At 68.2% G+C, this 15,667-nt stretch carries 14 protein-coding genes; 7 read left to right on the forward strand and 7 right to left on the reverse strand.

All coding sequences use genetic code 11. The annotated features are described in order from the left end of the window. The first annotated feature begins 5 nt into the window (after window positions 1–5). From THSYN_RS28230 to THSYN_RS28240, 3 genes are all read left to right on the forward strand, one after another. A complete protein-coding gene (locus tag THSYN_RS28230; RefSeq protein ID WP_100922061.1) occupies window positions 6–3,176 on the forward strand; it encodes an efflux RND transporter permease subunit in 3,171 nt (1,056 codons plus the stop codon). 104 nt (window positions 3,177–3,280) lie between these two features. Next, window positions 3,281–3,844: an elongation factor P-like protein EfpL gene (efpL, locus tag THSYN_RS28235; RefSeq protein ID WP_100922062.1), complete on the forward strand. Its 564-nt coding sequence runs from the start codon at window positions 3,281–3,283 to the stop codon at window positions 3,842–3,844. A 70-nt stretch (window positions 3,845–3,914) separates the two neighbouring features. Further along, window positions 3,915–4,178 carry a hypothetical protein gene (locus THSYN_RS28240; RefSeq protein WP_100922063.1) on the forward strand — a complete coding sequence of 88 codons (264 nt, stop codon included), beginning with the start codon at window positions 3,915–3,917 and terminating at the stop codon, window positions 4,176–4,178. A gap of 51 nt (window positions 4,179–4,229) precedes the next feature. Here THSYN_RS28240 and holA read toward each other — a convergent pair whose 3' ends face one another. The 3 genes from holA to leuS are packed head-to-tail and all read right to left on the reverse strand — an operon-like array spanning window position 4,230 to window position 8,435. Beyond that, window positions 4,230–5,261 carry a DNA polymerase III subunit delta gene (gene holA, locus THSYN_RS28245; RefSeq protein ID WP_100922064.1) on the reverse strand — a complete coding sequence of 344 codons (1,032 nt, stop codon included), beginning with the start codon at window positions 5,259–5,261 and terminating at the stop codon, window positions 4,230–4,232. 41 nt (window positions 5,262–5,302) lie between these two features. Next, window positions 5,303–5,830, reverse strand: coding sequence for an LPS-assembly lipoprotein LptE (locus THSYN_RS28250; RefSeq protein ID WP_100922065.1), 528 nt, complete (start codon window positions 5,828–5,830; stop codon window positions 5,303–5,305). After that, window positions 5,814–8,435: a leucine--tRNA ligase gene (gene leuS, locus THSYN_RS28255; RefSeq protein ID WP_100922066.1), complete on the reverse strand. Its 2,622-nt coding sequence runs from the start codon at window positions 8,433–8,435 to the stop codon at window positions 5,814–5,816. The genes THSYN_RS28250 and leuS overlap by 17 nt, the downstream gene beginning before the upstream one ends. 245 nt (window positions 8,436–8,680) lie before the next feature. On the opposite strand from leuS, the gene dusA reads away from it, so the two are divergent. Next, window positions 8,681–9,685, forward strand: a complete 1,005-nt coding sequence (gene dusA / locus THSYN_RS28260; protein WP_100922641.1) for a tRNA dihydrouridine(20/20a) synthase DusA — start codon at window positions 8,681–8,683, stop codon at window positions 9,683–9,685. 48 nt (window positions 9,686–9,733) lie between these two features. Here dusA and THSYN_RS28265 read toward each other — a convergent pair whose 3' ends face one another. The 3 genes from THSYN_RS28265 to THSYN_RS28280 form a co-directional block, all read right to left on the reverse strand. After that, window positions 9,734–10,042 carry a type II toxin-antitoxin system RelE/ParE family toxin gene (locus THSYN_RS28265; RefSeq protein WP_100922067.1) on the reverse strand — a complete coding sequence of 103 codons (309 nt, stop codon included), beginning with the start codon at window positions 10,040–10,042 and terminating at the stop codon, window positions 9,734–9,736. Beyond that, window positions 10,039–10,338, reverse strand: a complete 300-nt coding sequence (locus THSYN_RS28270; RefSeq protein WP_100922068.1) for a type II toxin-antitoxin system Phd/YefM family antitoxin — start codon at window positions 10,336–10,338, stop codon at window positions 10,039–10,041. The genes THSYN_RS28265 and THSYN_RS28270 overlap by 4 nt, the downstream gene beginning before the upstream one ends. Before the next feature lie 507 nt (window positions 10,339–10,845). Beyond that, window positions 10,846–11,046 carry a YgaP family membrane protein gene (locus THSYN_RS28280; protein WP_100922069.1) on the reverse strand — a complete coding sequence of 67 codons (201 nt, stop codon included), beginning with the start codon at window positions 11,044–11,046 and terminating at the stop codon, window positions 10,846–10,848. Between the two features lie 87 nt (window positions 11,047–11,133). Here THSYN_RS28280 and THSYN_RS28285 point away from each other — a divergent pair, with 87 nt between their 5' ends. After that, window positions 11,134–12,729: a bifunctional aminoglycoside phosphotransferase/ATP-binding protein gene (locus THSYN_RS28285; RefSeq protein WP_100922070.1), complete on the forward strand. Its 1,596-nt coding sequence runs from the start codon at window positions 11,134–11,136 to the stop codon at window positions 12,727–12,729. Between the two features lie 455 nt (window positions 12,730–13,184). On the opposite strand, the gene THSYN_RS28290 is transcribed toward THSYN_RS28285, so the two are convergent. Further along, complete coding sequence (locus THSYN_RS28290) at window positions 13,185–14,066, reverse strand: DMT family transporter (protein WP_100922071.1); 882 nt, start codon at window positions 14,064–14,066, stop codon at window positions 13,185–13,187. Window positions 14,067–14,314: 248 nt separating this feature from the next. Between THSYN_RS28290 and THSYN_RS28295 the strand changes: the two genes are divergently transcribed. Both THSYN_RS28295 and THSYN_RS28300 read left to right on the forward strand, forming a co-directional pair. Next, window positions 14,315–14,893 (forward strand): thermonuclease family protein, encoded by a 579-nt coding sequence (locus THSYN_RS28295; protein ID WP_236848732.1) that lies wholly within the window; start codon window positions 14,315–14,317, stop codon window positions 14,891–14,893. Between the two features lie 161 nt (window positions 14,894–15,054). Continuing rightward, window positions 15,055–15,471: a hypothetical protein gene (locus tag THSYN_RS28300; RefSeq protein WP_100922072.1), complete on the forward strand. Its 417-nt coding sequence runs from the start codon at window positions 15,055–15,057 to the stop codon at window positions 15,469–15,471. Window positions 15,472–15,667: the final 196 nt, after the last annotated feature.

The following is a 15,667-nucleotide window of genomic DNA, read 5'->3' on the forward strand; positions in this document are numbered from 1 at the left end:
CAGGCATGACAACGAAAGCTCCCGGCAACGCCCCGCGCGCCGCCTTCAACCTGTCCGAGTGGGCCCTGCGCCATCGCTCGCTGGTGCTTTATTTCATTGTCATTCTGGCCCTGTCCGGCATCTACGCCTATGGCCAGTTGGGGCAGTCCGAAGACCCGCCGTTCACCTTCAAGGTCATGGTCATCAAGACCAACTGGCCGGGGGCCTCGGCGCGCGAGGTCGAGCAGCAGGTCACCGACCGCATCGAGCATAAGCTGCAGGAACTGCCGCTGCTCTTCGTGCGCAGCTATTCGCGGCCCGGCGAATCGCTGATCTTCGTGTCATTCCAGGACGCGCTGCCCCCCACCGCCATCCCTGACCTCCAGTACCAGGCGCGCAAGAAGGTCGGCGATATCCGCCAGAGCCTGCCGCCCGGCATCCAGGGGCCCTTCTTCAACGACGAGTTCGGCGACACCTATACCAATCTCTACGCCATCACCGGCGAGGGCTACAGCTATCACGACCTCAAGGACTTCGGCGACCGCATCCGGGCCGAGCTGCTGCTGGTGCCGGGGGTATCCAAGGTCGACTTCATCGGTGAGCAGGACGAGAAGATCTATATCGAGCTCGCGAATGCGCGGCTGGCGCTGCTCGGGATCACCCCCGTGCAGATCGCGCAGACCCTCGCGGCGCAGAATGCCGTGACGGCCGCCGGCGCCTTCGAGACCGCGGCCGAGCGCATCTATCTGCGCCCGAGCGGCGCCTTCGACTCGCTGGAGGAGGTCCGCGACATCGCCTTGCGGGTCAACGACCGCCTGTTTCGGCTGGGCGACATCGCGGAGATCCGGCGCGGCTATGTGGACCCGCCGCAACAGCAGATGCGCTGGCAGGGGCGCGCGGCGCTGGGGATCGGCGTCACCATGGCGGCCGGCGGCAACGTGATCGCGCTGGGGCAGGCGCTCGATCGGCAACTCGCCGCGCTGCGGGCCGAACTGCCGCTCGGGATGGAGATCGGACAGGTCGCGAGCATGCCGCGGGCGGTGGAGCAGTCGGTGAGCGAATTCGTCCGCTCACTCGCCGAGGCGGTGCTGATCGTCCTGGCCGTGTCCCTGATCAGTCTGGGCCTGCGCACCGGGCTCGTGGTGGCCCTGTCCATTCCGCTCGTGTTGGCTACGACCTTCCTCTGTATGTGGATGTTCGGCATCGGCCTGCACAAGATCTCGCTCGGCGCCCTGATTCTCTCACTCGGTCTCCTGGTCGACGACGCGATCATCGCCGTCGAGATGATGGCCATCAAGCTGGAGCAGGGGTTCGACCGCTTCAGTGCCGCGAGCTTCGCCTATTCCAGCACCGCCTTCCCGATGCTCTCCGGCACCCTCATCACCGTCGCCGGCTTCCTGCCGATTGCCATGGCCAAGAGCACGACCGGGGAATATACGCGCTCGCTGTTTCAGGTCTCGGCGATCGCGCTCATCGTGTCCTGGTTTGCCGCCGTCATTGTGATCCCGTACCTGGGCTATCGGCTGCTGCCGGATCTGCGCCAACCACGGCGGGCCGCGCTCGCGGCGCGGCTCCTGGCGCGGCTGCGCGGGCGGATGGAGCCGCCCGCGCGGGGCGGTGCCCACGACGATCCCGACCAGGTCTATGACACCCCCTTCTATCGCCGCTTCCGCGCCCTGGTCGCCTGGAGCGTGCTGCACCGCTGGATCGTGATCGGCGCGACGCTGGTCGTCTTCGTCGGCGCCCTGTTCGCCTTCCGGTTCGTCCCCCAGCAGTTCTTTGCCTCCTCGGCGCGCCCCGAGCTGATCGTCGACCTGCGCCTGCCCGAGGGCAGTTCATTCGCCGCCACGCTCAGTGAGGTGCTGCGGATGGAACAGGTCCTCGACGCTGAACCAGGAGTCGCAAGCTACGTCGGCTATGTCGGCGTGGGCAGCCCGCGCTTCTACCTGCCGCTCGATCAGCAGTTGCCGAGCGTCAACTTCGCCCAGTTCGTGCTGGTGGCGCAGGACGTGGCGGAACGCGAACGGCTGCGCGCCCGCCTGGTGAAGGTCTTCGACGAGGACTTCCCCGGCCTGCGCGGGCGGGTGACGCGCCTGGAGAATGGTCCGCCCGTGGGGTTCCCGGTGCAATTTCGGGTCTCCGGCGCCGATCTCACCCGGGTGCGGGCATTTTCCCAGGAGGTTATGGCCCTGGTACGCATCGATCCCCAGATCACCAACGCCCAGTTCGACTCGGACGAGCCGACCAAGGTGATCCGGCTCAAGGTCGACCAGAACCGGGCGCGGGTGCTGGGCTTCTCCTCTCAGGAACTGGCCGCCTTCCTGAGCAGCACCCTCTCCGGACTCACCGTCACCTATGTGCGCGAGGGCGACAAGCAGATCGAGGTGGTGCTGCGCGGTCAGGACGCCGAGCGCGCGCAACTCTCCTCGCTCAAGGACCTGTCACTGCCCACGCGCAATGGGCGGGCGGTCTCCATCACCCAGATCGCGGAGTTGCGTTATGAGCAGGAGGACGGCATCATCTGGCGCCGCGCGCGGCTGCCGACCGTCACGGTGCGCGCCGATGTGCTGGGCCAGGCCCAGGGACCGGACGTCGCCCGGCGCATCGACCGGCAACTCGATGCGCTGCGCGCCCGCCTGCCGCTCGGCTACCGCATCGAGATCGGCGGGGCGGTCGAGGAGTCGGCGCGCGGTCAGAAGTCGATCGGTGCCGGCGTGCCGGTGATGCTGGCGGTGGTACTCACCCTGCTGATGATCCAGCTCCAGAGCTTCTCACGCACCCTGATGGTGCTCCTGACCGCACCGCTCGGGCTGATCGGCGTCACCGCCGGCCTGCTGATGTTCGGACTGCCGTTCGGCTTCGTCGCCATGCTCGGGACCATTGCACTCTCCGGCATCATCATGCGCAACTCCATCATCCTGGTCGACCAGATCGAACAGGACCGGGCGGCCGGCGCATCCCCGCGCGACGCCATCATCGGGGCCACGACCCGGCGTTTCCGCCCCATCGTCCTGACCGCCGCCGCCGCCGTGCTCGGCATGATCCCGCTCGCCCACAGCGCCTTCTTCGGTCCCATGGCGGTCGCCATGATGGGCGGCATCCTGGTCGCCACCGCCCTGACGCTCGGATTTCTGCCGGCCCTTTATGCCGCCTGGTTCCGGGTGCCGCGGGCGGCGGCCGACCCCGCCGCGCACTAGCCATCAGCTCTGATCGCACCCACCAACGGGGACATGGCCCCGGGGCGCCCCCGCGCCTGTATGATGCGCCCTCAGAATCCTTTAACCGGTTGGCAAGTGAGCACATGAAAGCCAGTGAGATCAAGAAGGGAAGCGTCATCGAGGTCGACGGCGCGGTCGTCTATATCACGGAACTCCAGGTCCAGACCGCGTCGTCGCGCAGCGGCAACACGCTCTACAAGGTGCGGGGGCGCAACGTCGTCAACCGCCAGAAGTTTCAGGGCAGTTTCAAGGGCGACGAGCAGGTGCAGACGGTCGACTTCGAGCGGCGCGCCGTGCAGTTCCTGTACCGTGAGAGCGACGGTTGTACCTTCATGGACCGCGACACCTTCGAGCAGCACGGCTTCGACCTGGAGGCCCTGGAGTCCGAACTGCCCTACCTGACCGAGGGCCTGGAGGGGATCTTCGCCCTGGTGGTCGACGGGGTGGCGGTCGGCATCGAGTTGCCCGCCACGGTGATCCTTGAGGTCATGGACTGTGCCCCCGCCATCAAGGGCGCCTCGGCCTCCGCCCGCAACAAGCCGGCGACCCTGAGCACGGGGCTGGTGGTGCAGGTACCCGAGTACCTGGCGGCGGGTGAGGTCATCAAGGTCAATACGGTGTCCGGCGAGTTCATGTCGCGGGCCTGAGACGCGGGCCAGATTGTCGCATCCTTATTGTATTTCTTGGTGTCTTGGCGCGAGCAACTGCCGGATTTGGATGAAGCCTGACACCTGCACCGCCATGCGCCGCCTGATCGCGCAGATCCGGGCAGCGATCCCCTTCGAGGATCCGCGCTCGCGGGCCTGCACTGGTGCCTGCGACGGGTGCTCGCGCAAGCTCCTGGACTTTCTGGAGGGGGAACTGGACGACTGGGAGCGACGACTGGCCGCTGGTGAGAGCCCCAATCTGGGCGAGGTGTCGCGGCTCGCGCGGACCAGCCGGAAGGTTTACGGGGTCTTGGAACGTAACGGTCTGGTTTGATGGACGGTTGGGCTTGCGTTGCTTTGCGGCCCAAGCCCCACCTGCGATCACTCAGCTCGGCGGCGCCGGGAGCCGCAGCCCGCCCGCGGCCAGGGTGTCGGCGATGAAGCCCAGGCGCTGCCAGGCATCGCCAGGGCCTAAGCCCTTGATCGACCGATCGGCCAGGGCGCATTGACGTACCAATGCACGCAGCAGCGTCGGTGACAGGCGGCGCAGGGCGCCCTCGACGGACTCCAGGCGCTGGCGCGGGATGCGGTGCTGCGCCAAGACCTGGGAGGCCGAGCCCTGCTGCGCCTTGGCCCAGGCGGCCTGGGCCAGCATCCGCAGATCCCGCGCCAGGACCCACAGTACCAGGGTCGCCGCGACCCCCTCCGCCCGCAGGACCGCCAGCACCCGCTGCACGCGTGCCCGATCCCCGGCCACCGCCGCGTCGGTCAGGGCGTAGAGGTCGAAGCGGGCGCTGTCCGCCAGGGTCCCCAGCAGGTCCTCCACGGCCAGGGCGCCCGGGTCACGCAGCAATTTGAGCTTTTCGATCTCCTGGACCGCGGCCAGTTGATTGCCCTCGACCCGCTCCGCCAGCAGCTCCGCCACCCCGCGCCCCGGTGCGAATCCGGCCGCCCTAAGGCGCAGACCCAGCCACTGGAGCAGCTCCCGCTCCTTGAGCGGCCACACCTGCACGATGGTGCCGACCGCCTCCACCGCCCGCGCCCACTGGGTCTCCAACTCCTTGCGGTCCAGCCCGGGGGCCGTCATCAACAGCAGGTTGTCGGGGCAGGGCCGCGCGCAGTAGGCGCGCACCGCGGCGCCGCCGTCGCGGCCGAGCTTGGCGGTGCCGATGCGCAGATCGATGAGCTTACGCGCGCAGAACAGCGACATGGCGTCGGCACTGGCCCCCAGGGCGCCCCAGTCGAAGGCGCCGTCCTGGTCCAGGACCTCACGCTCGTCGAAGCCGGCCGTGCGCGCCCGCGCGCGGATCAGGCGGGCGGCCTCACCGAGTTGGTAGGGCTCGTCGCCGCAGATCAGATAGACCGGGGACAGGCCCGCGGCGAGTTGGTCCGGGAGTTGGGTGAAGCGCAGACGCATGTTGCTGGTTCCAGGATGACCGGGGTCGCCGTCGCCAAACCTCAGCGCAGCAGGGTGGTCCGCAACCGCATCAGGATGCGATCGGCGGCATCGACGGCGAACTCCTGGTAGATCTGCGCCTCTTCGAGCTGCTTGCCCAGGACCTCCACGTCCGGGTTGTCGAAGGTCCGCACCAGGTCCAGTTTTTGTTTCGGTATCCGCACCTTGCCGTCGGCCGTCACGGCCTCGTAGGTGACCAGGTAATGCAGCTCATAGGCCAATACCTTGCCGGCGTCATTGGTCGCGACGACGCGCGAGGAGCGTCCCTCCGCCGTGATGCGCAGGATCAGCTTCGCCTTGTCCGGGCTGGAGGCGAGGGGGACGGTCCCGCCGGCGAGCTGCTCCCGGACGGCCAGCATGACCGGCGAGCCGGTCTCGGGTTGGAGGTAGATGGGCGCCAGGTCGGCCGGGATCTCCAGGGCGCCGCGCAGGTGAAAGCCGCAGCCAGCGAGCGCCGCCACGGGCAGCGCCTGGAGCAGGCTGCGCAGTACCGCCCGTCGGCTCTTCAGTGCCCTAATTGACAACAACATTCACCAGTTTGCCGGGGACCACGATCACCTTGCGGACCCGGACCTCGCTGATTTGCGGGGTAACGCAGCGCGCGTCATCGGTACCCGGCACCCCGACCTGGGTATAGCGGCGCACGCAGTCCGCGGCGAGCGCAGCGGCCTCGACGGCGGCGCGGTCCGCGTCGGCCGCGACCGTCACCTTGCCGCGCAGCTTGCCGTTGACCTGCAGGACATACTCGATGCTGTCCTGGCGCAGCGCCGCCTCGTCCACCGCGGGCCAGGGGGCGTCCAGGATATCCGCGCCGAAACCGAGTTCCTGCCACAGGTGGTGGGTGACGTGGGGGGCGATGGGCGCGAGCAGGCGCAGGCAGATGCTGACCCCTTCGCGCAGCACCGCCTGGGCACCGGGGGAGTCATCCAGTCGGTAGAGCGCGTTGACCATCGTCATGCAACCGGAAACCACGGTGTTGTACTGCTGGCGCTCGTAGTCGAAGAGTGACTTCTTGAGCGCGGCCTGGACCTCCCGGCGGGCGGCGGCGGTCGCGCCGTCCAGGTCCGCGGCCAGGTCCGCGACCGCGGGGGCCGCGCCGATCGGTTGCGCCTTGGCGCTCGCGAGGGTCCAGAGGCGCTTCAGGAACCGGTAGGCCCCCTCCACCCCGTCGTCGTTCCACTCCAGTGACTGGTCCGGCGGCGAGGTGAACATGGTGTAGAGACGCACCGTATCGGCCCCGTAACGCGCGATCAGTGACTCCGGGTCCACCCCGTTGTTCTTCGACTTGGACATCTTCTCGATGCCGCCGAAGAGGACCGGCTGCCCGTCGGCCTTGAGCACCGCATGGAGCATCTTGCCCTTGTCGTCGCGGGTGACCTCCACGTCGGCGGGGTTGAACCACTCCTTGCGCCCGTCCGCGCCGCCCCGGTACCAGGTCTCGGCCACCACCATGCCCTGGGTGAGGAGCCGCGTAAAGGGCTCGTCGCAGTCGACCAGGCCCTCGTCGCGCATCAGCTTGTGGAAGAAGCGGGCGTAGAGCAGGTGCAGCACCGCGTGTTCGATACCGCCGACATACTGGTCCACCGGCAGCCAATAGCGCGCGCGCTCATCGAGCATGGCGGTGGTGCAGTCGCTGGAGCAGAAGCGGGCGTAGTACCAGGACGACTCGAAGAAGGTATCGAAGGTATCGGTTTCTCTGAATTCCCCGTTGGGGAGTTCAGAGAATGAAGGCATTCTTTTCAAGGGGGAACCAGAGCCATCGACGACGACGTCCTCCGGCAGAAGGACCGGGAGATTGGTCTCTGGGCGGACGCCGCCGTCGGGGGTGCGGACCACCGGGATGGGGCAGCCCCAGTAGCGTTGGCGGGAGACGCCCCAATCGCGCAGCCGGAAGTTGACACGTTTCTCGCCCTTTCCCCGCTCTTGAAGCCAGGTCGCGATGGCGTCGCAGGCCTGCGCCGAGGTCAGGCCATCGAAGGGACCCGAGTCCCGCAGTACGCCCTTCTCCACGTAGGCGCAGGCCTCGATCCCGCAGGGGCTGCCGTCAGGCGAGTGGATCACCTGGCGCTTGGGGACGCCGTACTTTTCGGCGAACTCCCAGTCCCGCTGGTCGTGGGCCGGCACCGCCATGACGGCGCCCGTGCCGTAGCCCATGAGGACGAAGTTGGCGGCGAAGATCGGCACCGTCTCATTGGTCACGGGATGGATCGCGTTGAGTCCCAGGGGATAACCGCGCTTCTCCATGGTCTCGATCTCGGCCTCCGAGACCCCGCCCCGGCGACACTCCTCAATGAAGGCGGCGAGCCCCGGGTCGGTCTCGGCGGCCCGTCGCGCCAAGGGGTGCTCGGCGGCGACCGCCATATAGGTCACGCCCATGACGGTGTCCGGGCGGGTGGTATAGATCCCCAGGACCTCAGCGGAACCGGCGAGCCCGAACTCCATGTAGACGCCCTCGGAGCGCCCGATCCAGTTGCGCTGCATGGTGCGCACCTGCTCCGGCCAGCCGGTCAGGCCGTCCAAGGCGTCCAGCAACTCCTGGGCATAGTCGGTGATACGCACCGACCACTGCTCGATCTCGCGCTTTTGGACCGGGGCGCCGGAGCGCCAACCGCGGCCGTCGATCACCTGCTCGTTGGCGAGCACCGTCTGATCGATGGGGTCCCAGTTGACCACGGCGGTGGCGCGGTAGGCCAGCCCCTTCGCCATCAGCCGGGTGAACAGCCACTGCTCCCAGCGGTAGTAGTCCGGGTCGCAGGTGGCCAGTTCCCGGTCCCAGTCGTAGCCGAAGCCTAAGCTGCGCAACTGGCCCTTCATGTAGGCGACATTGGAGCGCGTCCACTGCGACGGCGGGATCCCGTTCTTGATCGCCGCGTTCTCCGCCGGCAGGCCGAAGGCGTCCCAGCCCATCGGCTGGAGGACGTTCTTGCCCTGCATCCGCTGGTAGCGGGCGATCACGTCGCCGATGGTGTAGTTGCGCACATGCCCCATGTGCAGCCGCCCGGAGGGGTAGGGGAACATGGCGAGGCAGTAGAACTTCTCCCGGGCGGGGTCCTCCACCGCCTTGAAGCTCTGGTGTTCGTCCCAAAAAGCCTGGGCCGCGGTCTCGATGCCGCGCGGGTCATAGTCGTGTTGCATGGGTTGGATTCGGGTGGACGCACAGGGGATCGGATGGAATCGGAAGAGCGGCGACAGCATACCGCGCCGGGACGGCCAGGGCGACCCGCGCCCGTGTCAGAACCGGCCGGATCTGCTACCTTTTGCAGCAACCCAAGCCCCAGCCCCGAAGCCACCCATGCAGCCGCGCGAGCGCGGGGGACCTCGGCGCAGCCATCCAACGCGTGCGGGTCACGCTGCCGCTGACCGAGACCCAGGCCCGACCTATGCCCGCCACTCCCCTCGATCGCCGCCTCAGCGTCGCCCCCATGCTGGACTGGACTGACCGGCACTGCCGGTATTTCCTGCGGCTGATCACCAGGCGCACCCTGCTCTACACGGAGATGGTCACCACCGGGGCCCTGATCCACGGCGACCTGGACCGGCACCTGCGCTTCGACCCGGCCGAGCACCCGCTGGCACTGCAACTCGGCGGCTCGGACCCGGGCGAACTGGCCCGGTGCGCCGGCCTGGGGCAGGAGTGGGGCTATGACGAGATCAACCTCAACTGCGGCTGTCCCTCCGACCGGGTCCGGCACGGGCGCTTCGGGGCCTGCCTGATGGCCGAGCCGGCCCTGGTGGCGGACTGCGTAGCGGCCATGAAGGCGGCGGTCGCCATCCCGGTGACGGTCAAGTCACGCATCGGGATCGACGAGCGCGACAGCTATGAAGAACTGGCGGCCTTCGTCGCCGCGCTGGCGGGGGCCGGTTGCGACGCGCTCATCGTGCACGCCCGCAAGGCCTGGCTCCAGGGCTTGAGCCCGCGTGAGAACCGTGAGGTGCCGCCCCTGCGCTACGACCTCGTCGCCCGTCTGAAGGCGGACTTCCCGGGGCTGACCATCGCCATCAACGGCGGCGTGCGGACCCTGGACGTCGCCGCGGGCCTGCTCGGCCGGTTGGACGGCGTCATGATCGGGCGCGCCGCCTATGAGGACCCCTGGGTGCTGGCCGGCGCCGACCGCCTGATCTACGGTGAGACGACGCCGCACCCGACCCGCCACCGGGTGCTGGAGGCCTATCTCCCCTATGTGGAGCGCGAACTGGCCGACGGCGTCCCCCTGGGCGCCATGAGCCGGCACATCCTCGGCCTCTTCCACGGCCAGCCCGGGGCGCGTGCCTGGCGCCGCTACATCAGCGAGCGCGCCCATCGCCCCGACGCGGGGCCGCGGGTCCTCACCCGGGCCCTGCCGCCGGAACGGGAGGCGCGCGCCGAGGCGGCGGGTGCCGCTTGAACCGAAGGCCGATAAATGGGATCACGGCTGGCCTGATCCGTGCGTAGGTCACTCCACATCACCCTCGAGCAGATCCTCTGCGGGCAGCAGTCGATGACCCTCGAAGACGGTGAGCACTTCGACGTGATCCTCACGCAGCCGATAGACGACGCGGTAGTTGCCAACGATGATCTCCCGCAGTTCGGCCCCCGGCAATTCGGGCAGTGGGCGGCCGCAGTAGGGCTGGTCGGCGAGGGCTTCCCCCCGCTCGATGATGCGCTCGCCCATGCGCGCCGCGGCCTTGGGGTTGTCCCGAGCGATAAAGTCCTCGATCTCCGCCAGCCGCAGATAGGCTTGGTCCGTCCACCGCACCTTCACGGCTGGTCGACCCCGGAGTCGACGCGGCGCGTCGCCAGACGCCCGCGCAAGGTATCGGCATCCATCAGTCGTCCCCGGTCAGCATCGGCGATACCGGCAGCGATCGACTCGAGGAGCCGCTCCCGGGAGCACAGCCGGTCATACTCCGTGGGCGACAAGAGCACCCCCGCAGGCCGACCATTCTGGGTGATGACCAAGGGTCTTGCGGTCTGGGAGACCTGGCGCAGGAGGCGGGATGCCTGGGTCTTGAACTCGCCGATGGGAATGATGTCCTCGGCGACTGAGAGGTTGGCCATGATCTGAATTCCGGGTCGAATATTGGTCGCAATCCTGACCCGGAACCATGGACAAGTCAACACCGCAAGGGTGGGTTCGGAGCGGGAGGGGTCAAGAACGATGCACCGTATCGTTTCCCGACGTGAGGCAACATTTGCATAAGCCGCCGACAAGGGTATAACTCGACATAAAATGTCAGAGAACGTTCATATTCTCAGTGCAACGGCCGCGGACGCACCGGAGATTACCGCCATGGTTGGTGAGCTGCTCACTGAAATCGTCAGCGCCGGCGGCATCCCGGCATTCAATTTCATCGGTCGCGGGGCTGGACGCGGCTTGAGGTAACGACCCCGCCGCTGCCGCCGTTTGAGAAAACGCTTGCCTTCTACGAGCGTGAGGGCTTCGCCATCGCCGGTGGCCGCAAATTGAAGGTGGTGCTGTAACGCGCCGGTCGCCTTGCGGCCGGAACGACGATCAAGCCCGGCCGGCGCCCCGCGGGTGGCCGCCAGGCCGGATTGGGGTCTGGTTCAGAAGGCGCTGCCGGGCCTCAGGCCCCACTTTTTCAGGATCGCCGCCAGCGGGCAGAAGCCGGTGAAGGCCGACTGGAGCAGGTTGGCGCCGACGAAGGCGGTGAACCAGAGCCAGTGGATGTTGACGTACACTGCCAACAGGAGAGACAGCAGGATGACGCTGCCGGCAAAGGCCAGCACAAAACGCTCGATGGACATGCAAGACCCCGGGATAGACTGCTTGGTGGTTGCACTATATTAACAAGCCCTAATATTCTGCTCAACCCTAACCGCGCACGGACCCCCATGGACGCCGAAGCCTTTCCCCGCCTGATCCAAGGACTGCTCAGATCCGACGCCTGGCCCCCGGCCGCGGGGGCGGCCGCCGCGCCGATCGGGCACATCGAGACCCACATCTCCCACGTCCTTCTCGCCGGCGACTTCGCCTACAAACTCAAGAAGCCGCTGGACCTGGGCTTTCTGGACTTCTCCACCCTGGAGCTGCGCCGCCACTGCTGCGAGGAGGAACTCAGGCTCAATCGCCGCCTCGCCCCCGCACTCTATATCGGCGTGGTGCCGATCACCGGGACCCCGGAGCGGCCCCGAGTCGGCGGCAGCGGTCCGGTGCTCGAATATGCCGTGCAGATGCACCGTTTTCCCCAGGAGGCCCGACTCGATCGCTGCCCCCTGACCCCCGACCTGGTGGACCGGATCGCCACCCGGCTGGCCGCCTTCCATGCCGAGATCCCGTCGGCGGACCCGGCGGGCCCCTTCGGCACCCCCGCCGCCGTCCTCGCCCCCATGCTCGAGAACCTCAGCCAAATCCGCGCCCGGGTCGACACGCCCGACTGTCAGGCCCGGCTGGACCGGTTGCGGGACTGGACCCTGGAGCGTTGGCGCGCCCTGACCCCGGTGATCGAACGGCGGCGCGCGCAGGGCCGGGTGCGCGAGTGTCACGGCGACCTGCACCGTGGCAATATCGCCCTGGTGGACGGGGAGCCCCTGTTCTTCGACGCGCTGGAATTCAACCCGGGGCTGCGCTGGATCGATACCGCCAGCGAGTTGGCCTTTCTGCTCATGGACCTGGACGCGGCCGGGGCCCAGGGCCCGGCGCGGCGCCTGCTCAACCGCTATCTGGAACTGGGCGGCGACCACGATGCGCTCGAGATCCTGGCCTTCTACCAGGTCTACCGCGCCATGGTGCGCGCCAAGGTCCTGGCCATCCGCTTGGGCCAATGCGCCCCCCCGGGGGAGGAGTCCGAGGCGCAACGGCGCAACTGCGAGCGCTACCTGGACCTGGCCGCGACCTATACCCGCCGCCGCCGCCCCCGGCTGCTGCTCATCTGCGGCCTCTCCGGGTCCGGCAAGAGCCGCCTCGCGTGCGCCCTGCGCGAGGTCCTGCCCGTCATCCACCTGCGTTCGGACGCCGAGCGCAAGCGCCTCTTCGGCCTGGCCCCCGAGGCGCGCTCCGAGGTCGGGATCGGGGTCGATACCGGGATCTACTTTCAGCAGGCGACTGAATGGACCTACCAGCGCCTGCACTCCCTGACCGCCGCAATCCTGGCCTGCGGCTACGACGTGCTGGTGGACGCCACCTTCCTGACCCGCGCCCGCCGGGCGGTCTTCGCGGACCTGGCCCGCGCTCAGGGCGCGGGCTTCGCCGTCCTGGCCCTGGTCGCTCCCATGGCGGTCCTGCGCGGGCGGGTCGCGCGCCGGCTCGCCGAGGGCTGCGACGCCTCCGAGGCCTCGGTCGCCGTCCTGGAGCGCCAGGCCGCCGCCTGCGAACGGCTCAGCCGCTTTGAGCGCCGCACGGCCATCACCATCAACAGCACCGACCCGCCGTCCATGGAGCAAATCCTGGGGCGCCTCGCCGCCTTGACCGGGATACCGCTGGGGGAGTGACGAAAACTAACGTCGAAACGCAGCCGGTATCGATGCGGCCATCTGTCGCGCCCTTTCAGGGCTAAGAGTATCTTTCTGCACCACCCAGGGCGTTGCCCTGGGCTGGTATGTGCGACCCCGTTGGGGTCAATCCTCGCGCCCGCACGCGCTAGTCTCACGCGGGGGGATTACCTACCATCGCTGGGGCCGGCCTCGATCATCATTCCGGCCACTTGCTCACCGCGAGGCCGTTGGTCCGCACAGCGGACCCTACGGAGCGCGGGCTTACCGTAGGGTCCGCTGTGCGGACCAATCGCCGCGGGCCGGAGTTACGATCAAGGCCGCTGCGGCCCTCAAGCCCCGAAGGGGCGTGACATACCAGCCCAGGGCAACGCCCTGGGTGGTCTGTTGTTAAGGATCCCAGCCCTGAAAGGGCGTGACATCGGCAGAGCGTAGTAGCTGGCTATGTTTCGACGCTAATCACCAAGCAGAATCAACGCCACCCCCGCCACCATCAGCCCGCCGGCCGGCAGGCGCCGCAGCAGCCCCCGCTCCCTGAACCACAGGACGCCATAAAGGATGCCGAACAGCAGGCTGGTGCGCTTGACCGCGATCATATAGGCCACCTGGACCTGTTGGATGGCCAGGAAGTGGGTATAGGCCGAGATGCCGGTGAGGAGTCCCACCGCCGCCACCGCCAGCGGCCGGGAGGCCAACTTGCGCAGGAGCGCCGGCCGCGGCACGGCAAAGACCAGGATGACCGCCAGGCCCAGCACCCCATAATAGAAGGCCCCAAAGTGCTCCGCCCCCAGGTGACGCATGGCCCCCTTGCCCAAGGTCGAGGTCAGGGCATAGATGACGGCCACCGCGAGCATCAGCCGCGAACCCGGCCCCCGCCAGATCGCCCGCCAGGGCGCCATCCAGGTGCGCCAATCAGTGCGGCGCACCTGGTCGCTGTTGAGCAGCCAGGCCCCGGCGACCACCAGCAGCACCCCGGCGGCGCCCGCCGCCGTGACCCGCTCCCCGAGCAGGACCCAGGCGACGCCCATTCCGAACACCGGGGTAAAGGCGAGATAGGGCAGGGTGAGCGAAAGGGGGTGGTCGCGGATCGCCGCCAGGTACAGCAGGATCGCCAGAATCTCCAAGGGCACCAGCACCGCCAGGGTCCACCAGAACGGCGGCGGCAGGGCGCTCAGCGGCGGCAGCCCCGCAAGCAGCGGCGTCAGCAGCAGCCCGGCCATACCAAAGCGCACCACCGCCAGTTCCGCGGCCGAAAACCCCTGCAACCAGGCCTTGGTCGCCGCGTCCGCGCTCGCCAGGGTGAAGGCGCAGATCAGCGCCAGCGGCAGCCAGTGCATCACCGTGCCCGCGGGAAAAAACCGGATCCTACCGGCGCAACGGGGGCGAAAGACCGCAATGGCTCATCTCGTGTCATCAACAGCTACCGCCGCGAGCCTTGGCGCGGCAAGGCCCCCGGGTTATGGTAAGCGCTCTGTCCGTCAAGGTAGAACCGGCGCCGGAAAGATCGAACCATGTGCAGTATCGCAAATTGGCAACGCACCAGCGCCGCGGCACTGCCGCGCCCGCCGGGCAGCGGCGTGACCCCGTGACACCACCCCTGAACGGCGAGCGGCCGCCCGCCGGGCGCCGGCCGACACGGCGACGCCCCGGTGCGCACCTGCTCGGCGGCTTGGCCCTGGTCGCGACCCTGGCCTGGCTGGGCCAGCGCCAGTTCGCCGCCCCCTGGGCCATGGGCCAGACCGCGGGACGCACCTGCACGGTGGTACGGATACGCGACGGGGACTCCCTGGACCTGCGGTGCGGCGGCGAGACCGTCGAAGTCCGCCTGCACTGCATCGACGCCCCCGAGTGGGAACAGGGCGCCTGGGCCAAGCAATCCCTGCGGCACCTGCGCAGGATCACCCCGCGGCGGGTCCTGCTCGAGAAGGTCGACACCGACCGCTTCGGTCGCACCGTGGCAAACCTCTACGCCACCGGCGCGCAGCCTCGGTTACTCAATCTGGAACAGGTGACGAGCGGTCAGGCCGCGGTTTACCGGCACTATTGCGACGACCCGCGCTTCGAGCGCGCCGAGCAGACGGCCCGGGCGGCGGGCCTGGGGATCTGGTCGCGGCCGGGCGCGCAGCAGACACCCTGGGAATTCCGGCACCGGCAAGGGCGTTGAGCCGAGTGACGTCCGCACACCGCGCGGCCATCGCTGGTCGAACTGAACGTCGCGCAGCGACACTGTGCTGGAGCGCTTCCGTGACCCCACAGACCCAGTCAAGATCCTGATCGTAATCGCCAAGCTGCTGACCTTTGGACGGCGGCCCGGGAGTCTGAGCAGTGACGAAGGGTAAGCCACCGAAAAACATCGCCCGCCGGGCGCTCGGCATCGCCCTGAGCGCGACGCCGATCCTGCTCGCGCTCGCCTGCGCACTCTGGCCGCGGGCACCCTCGCCCGCGCGCGAGGCGGCCGGCTTGGTCTTGACCATCGGCGCCACGCTGCTGGGGCTCTGGAACCTCTATCTGGGCTATGTCCGCCCCTGGCGCTATCGCCGTCGGCATGGCTCGCCCACGGGCTACCACCTGGTCTCGGGCCTGCCGTTGGTCGGCACCCTGTTGCTGGTAGGCGGCTGCGTCATTGCCTTCGGCAGCCCGCTGGTCGGGTGTTGCGGGCTGCTGGCCGCGCTAGTCGACCCCGACGGCCTGCCCTGGATTCCGGTCCATACCTGGGAGGATGGGTCCTTGTGGGACGGGTGAGCCATGCGGCCCGTTCTGGTTAGTAACGAGTCAAGAACAAGCTAAACACAAACACGTTCGTTGTCGTTGTCGTTGTCGTAATCGAGGTTATCGTAGCGCCCCGGATTCTCTCGCACCCCAAAGTGCATCGCTTCTCCGATTTCGATTACGACAACGACAACGACAACGAAAATGGCGCTATAGGCAGTCCCTAATC

This window comes from Candidatus Thiodictyon syntrophicum (genome assembly GCF_002813775.1).
Lineage (GTDB): Bacteria > Pseudomonadota > Gammaproteobacteria > Chromatiales > Chromatiaceae > Thiodictyon > Thiodictyon syntrophicum.

Bases quoted from the DNA above. Each gene is read 5' to 3' on its own strand.
- THSYN_RS28230 (WP_100922061.1), top strand. From the start codon at position 6: ATGACAACGAAAGCTCCCGGCAACGCCCCGCGCGCCGCCTTCAACCTG.
- efpL (WP_100922062.1), top strand. From the start codon at position 3,281: ATGAAAGCCAGTGAGATCAAGAAGGGAAGCGTCATCGAGGTCGACGGC.
- THSYN_RS28240 (WP_100922063.1), top strand. From the start codon at position 3,915: ATGAAGCCTGACACCTGCACCGCCATGCGCCGCCTGATCGCGCAGATC.
- holA (WP_100922064.1), bottom strand. From the start codon at position 5,261: ATGCGTCTGCGCTTCACCCAACTCCCGGACCAACTCGCCGCGGGCCTG.
- THSYN_RS28250 (WP_100922065.1), bottom strand. From the start codon at position 5,830: ATGTTGTTGTCAATTAGGGCACTGAAGAGCCGACGGGCGGTACTGCGC.
- leuS (WP_100922066.1), bottom strand. From the start codon at position 8,435: ATGCAACACGACTATGACCCGCGCGGCATCGAGACCGCGGCCCAGGCT.
- dusA (WP_100922641.1), top strand. From the start codon at position 8,681: ATGCCCGCCACTCCCCTCGATCGCCGCCTCAGCGTCGCCCCCATGCTG.
- THSYN_RS28270 (WP_100922068.1), bottom strand. From the start codon at position 10,338: ATGGCCAACCTCTCAGTCGCCGAGGACATCATTCCCATCGGCGAGTTC.
- THSYN_RS28280 (WP_100922069.1), bottom strand. From the start codon at position 11,046: ATGTCCATCGAGCGTTTTGTGCTGGCCTTTGCCGGCAGCGTCATCCTG.
- THSYN_RS28285 (WP_100922070.1), top strand. From the start codon at position 11,134: ATGGACGCCGAAGCCTTTCCCCGCCTGATCCAAGGACTGCTCAGATCC.
- THSYN_RS28290 (WP_100922071.1), bottom strand. From the start codon at position 14,066: ATGCACTGGCTGCCGCTGGCGCTGATCTGCGCCTTCACCCTGGCGAGC.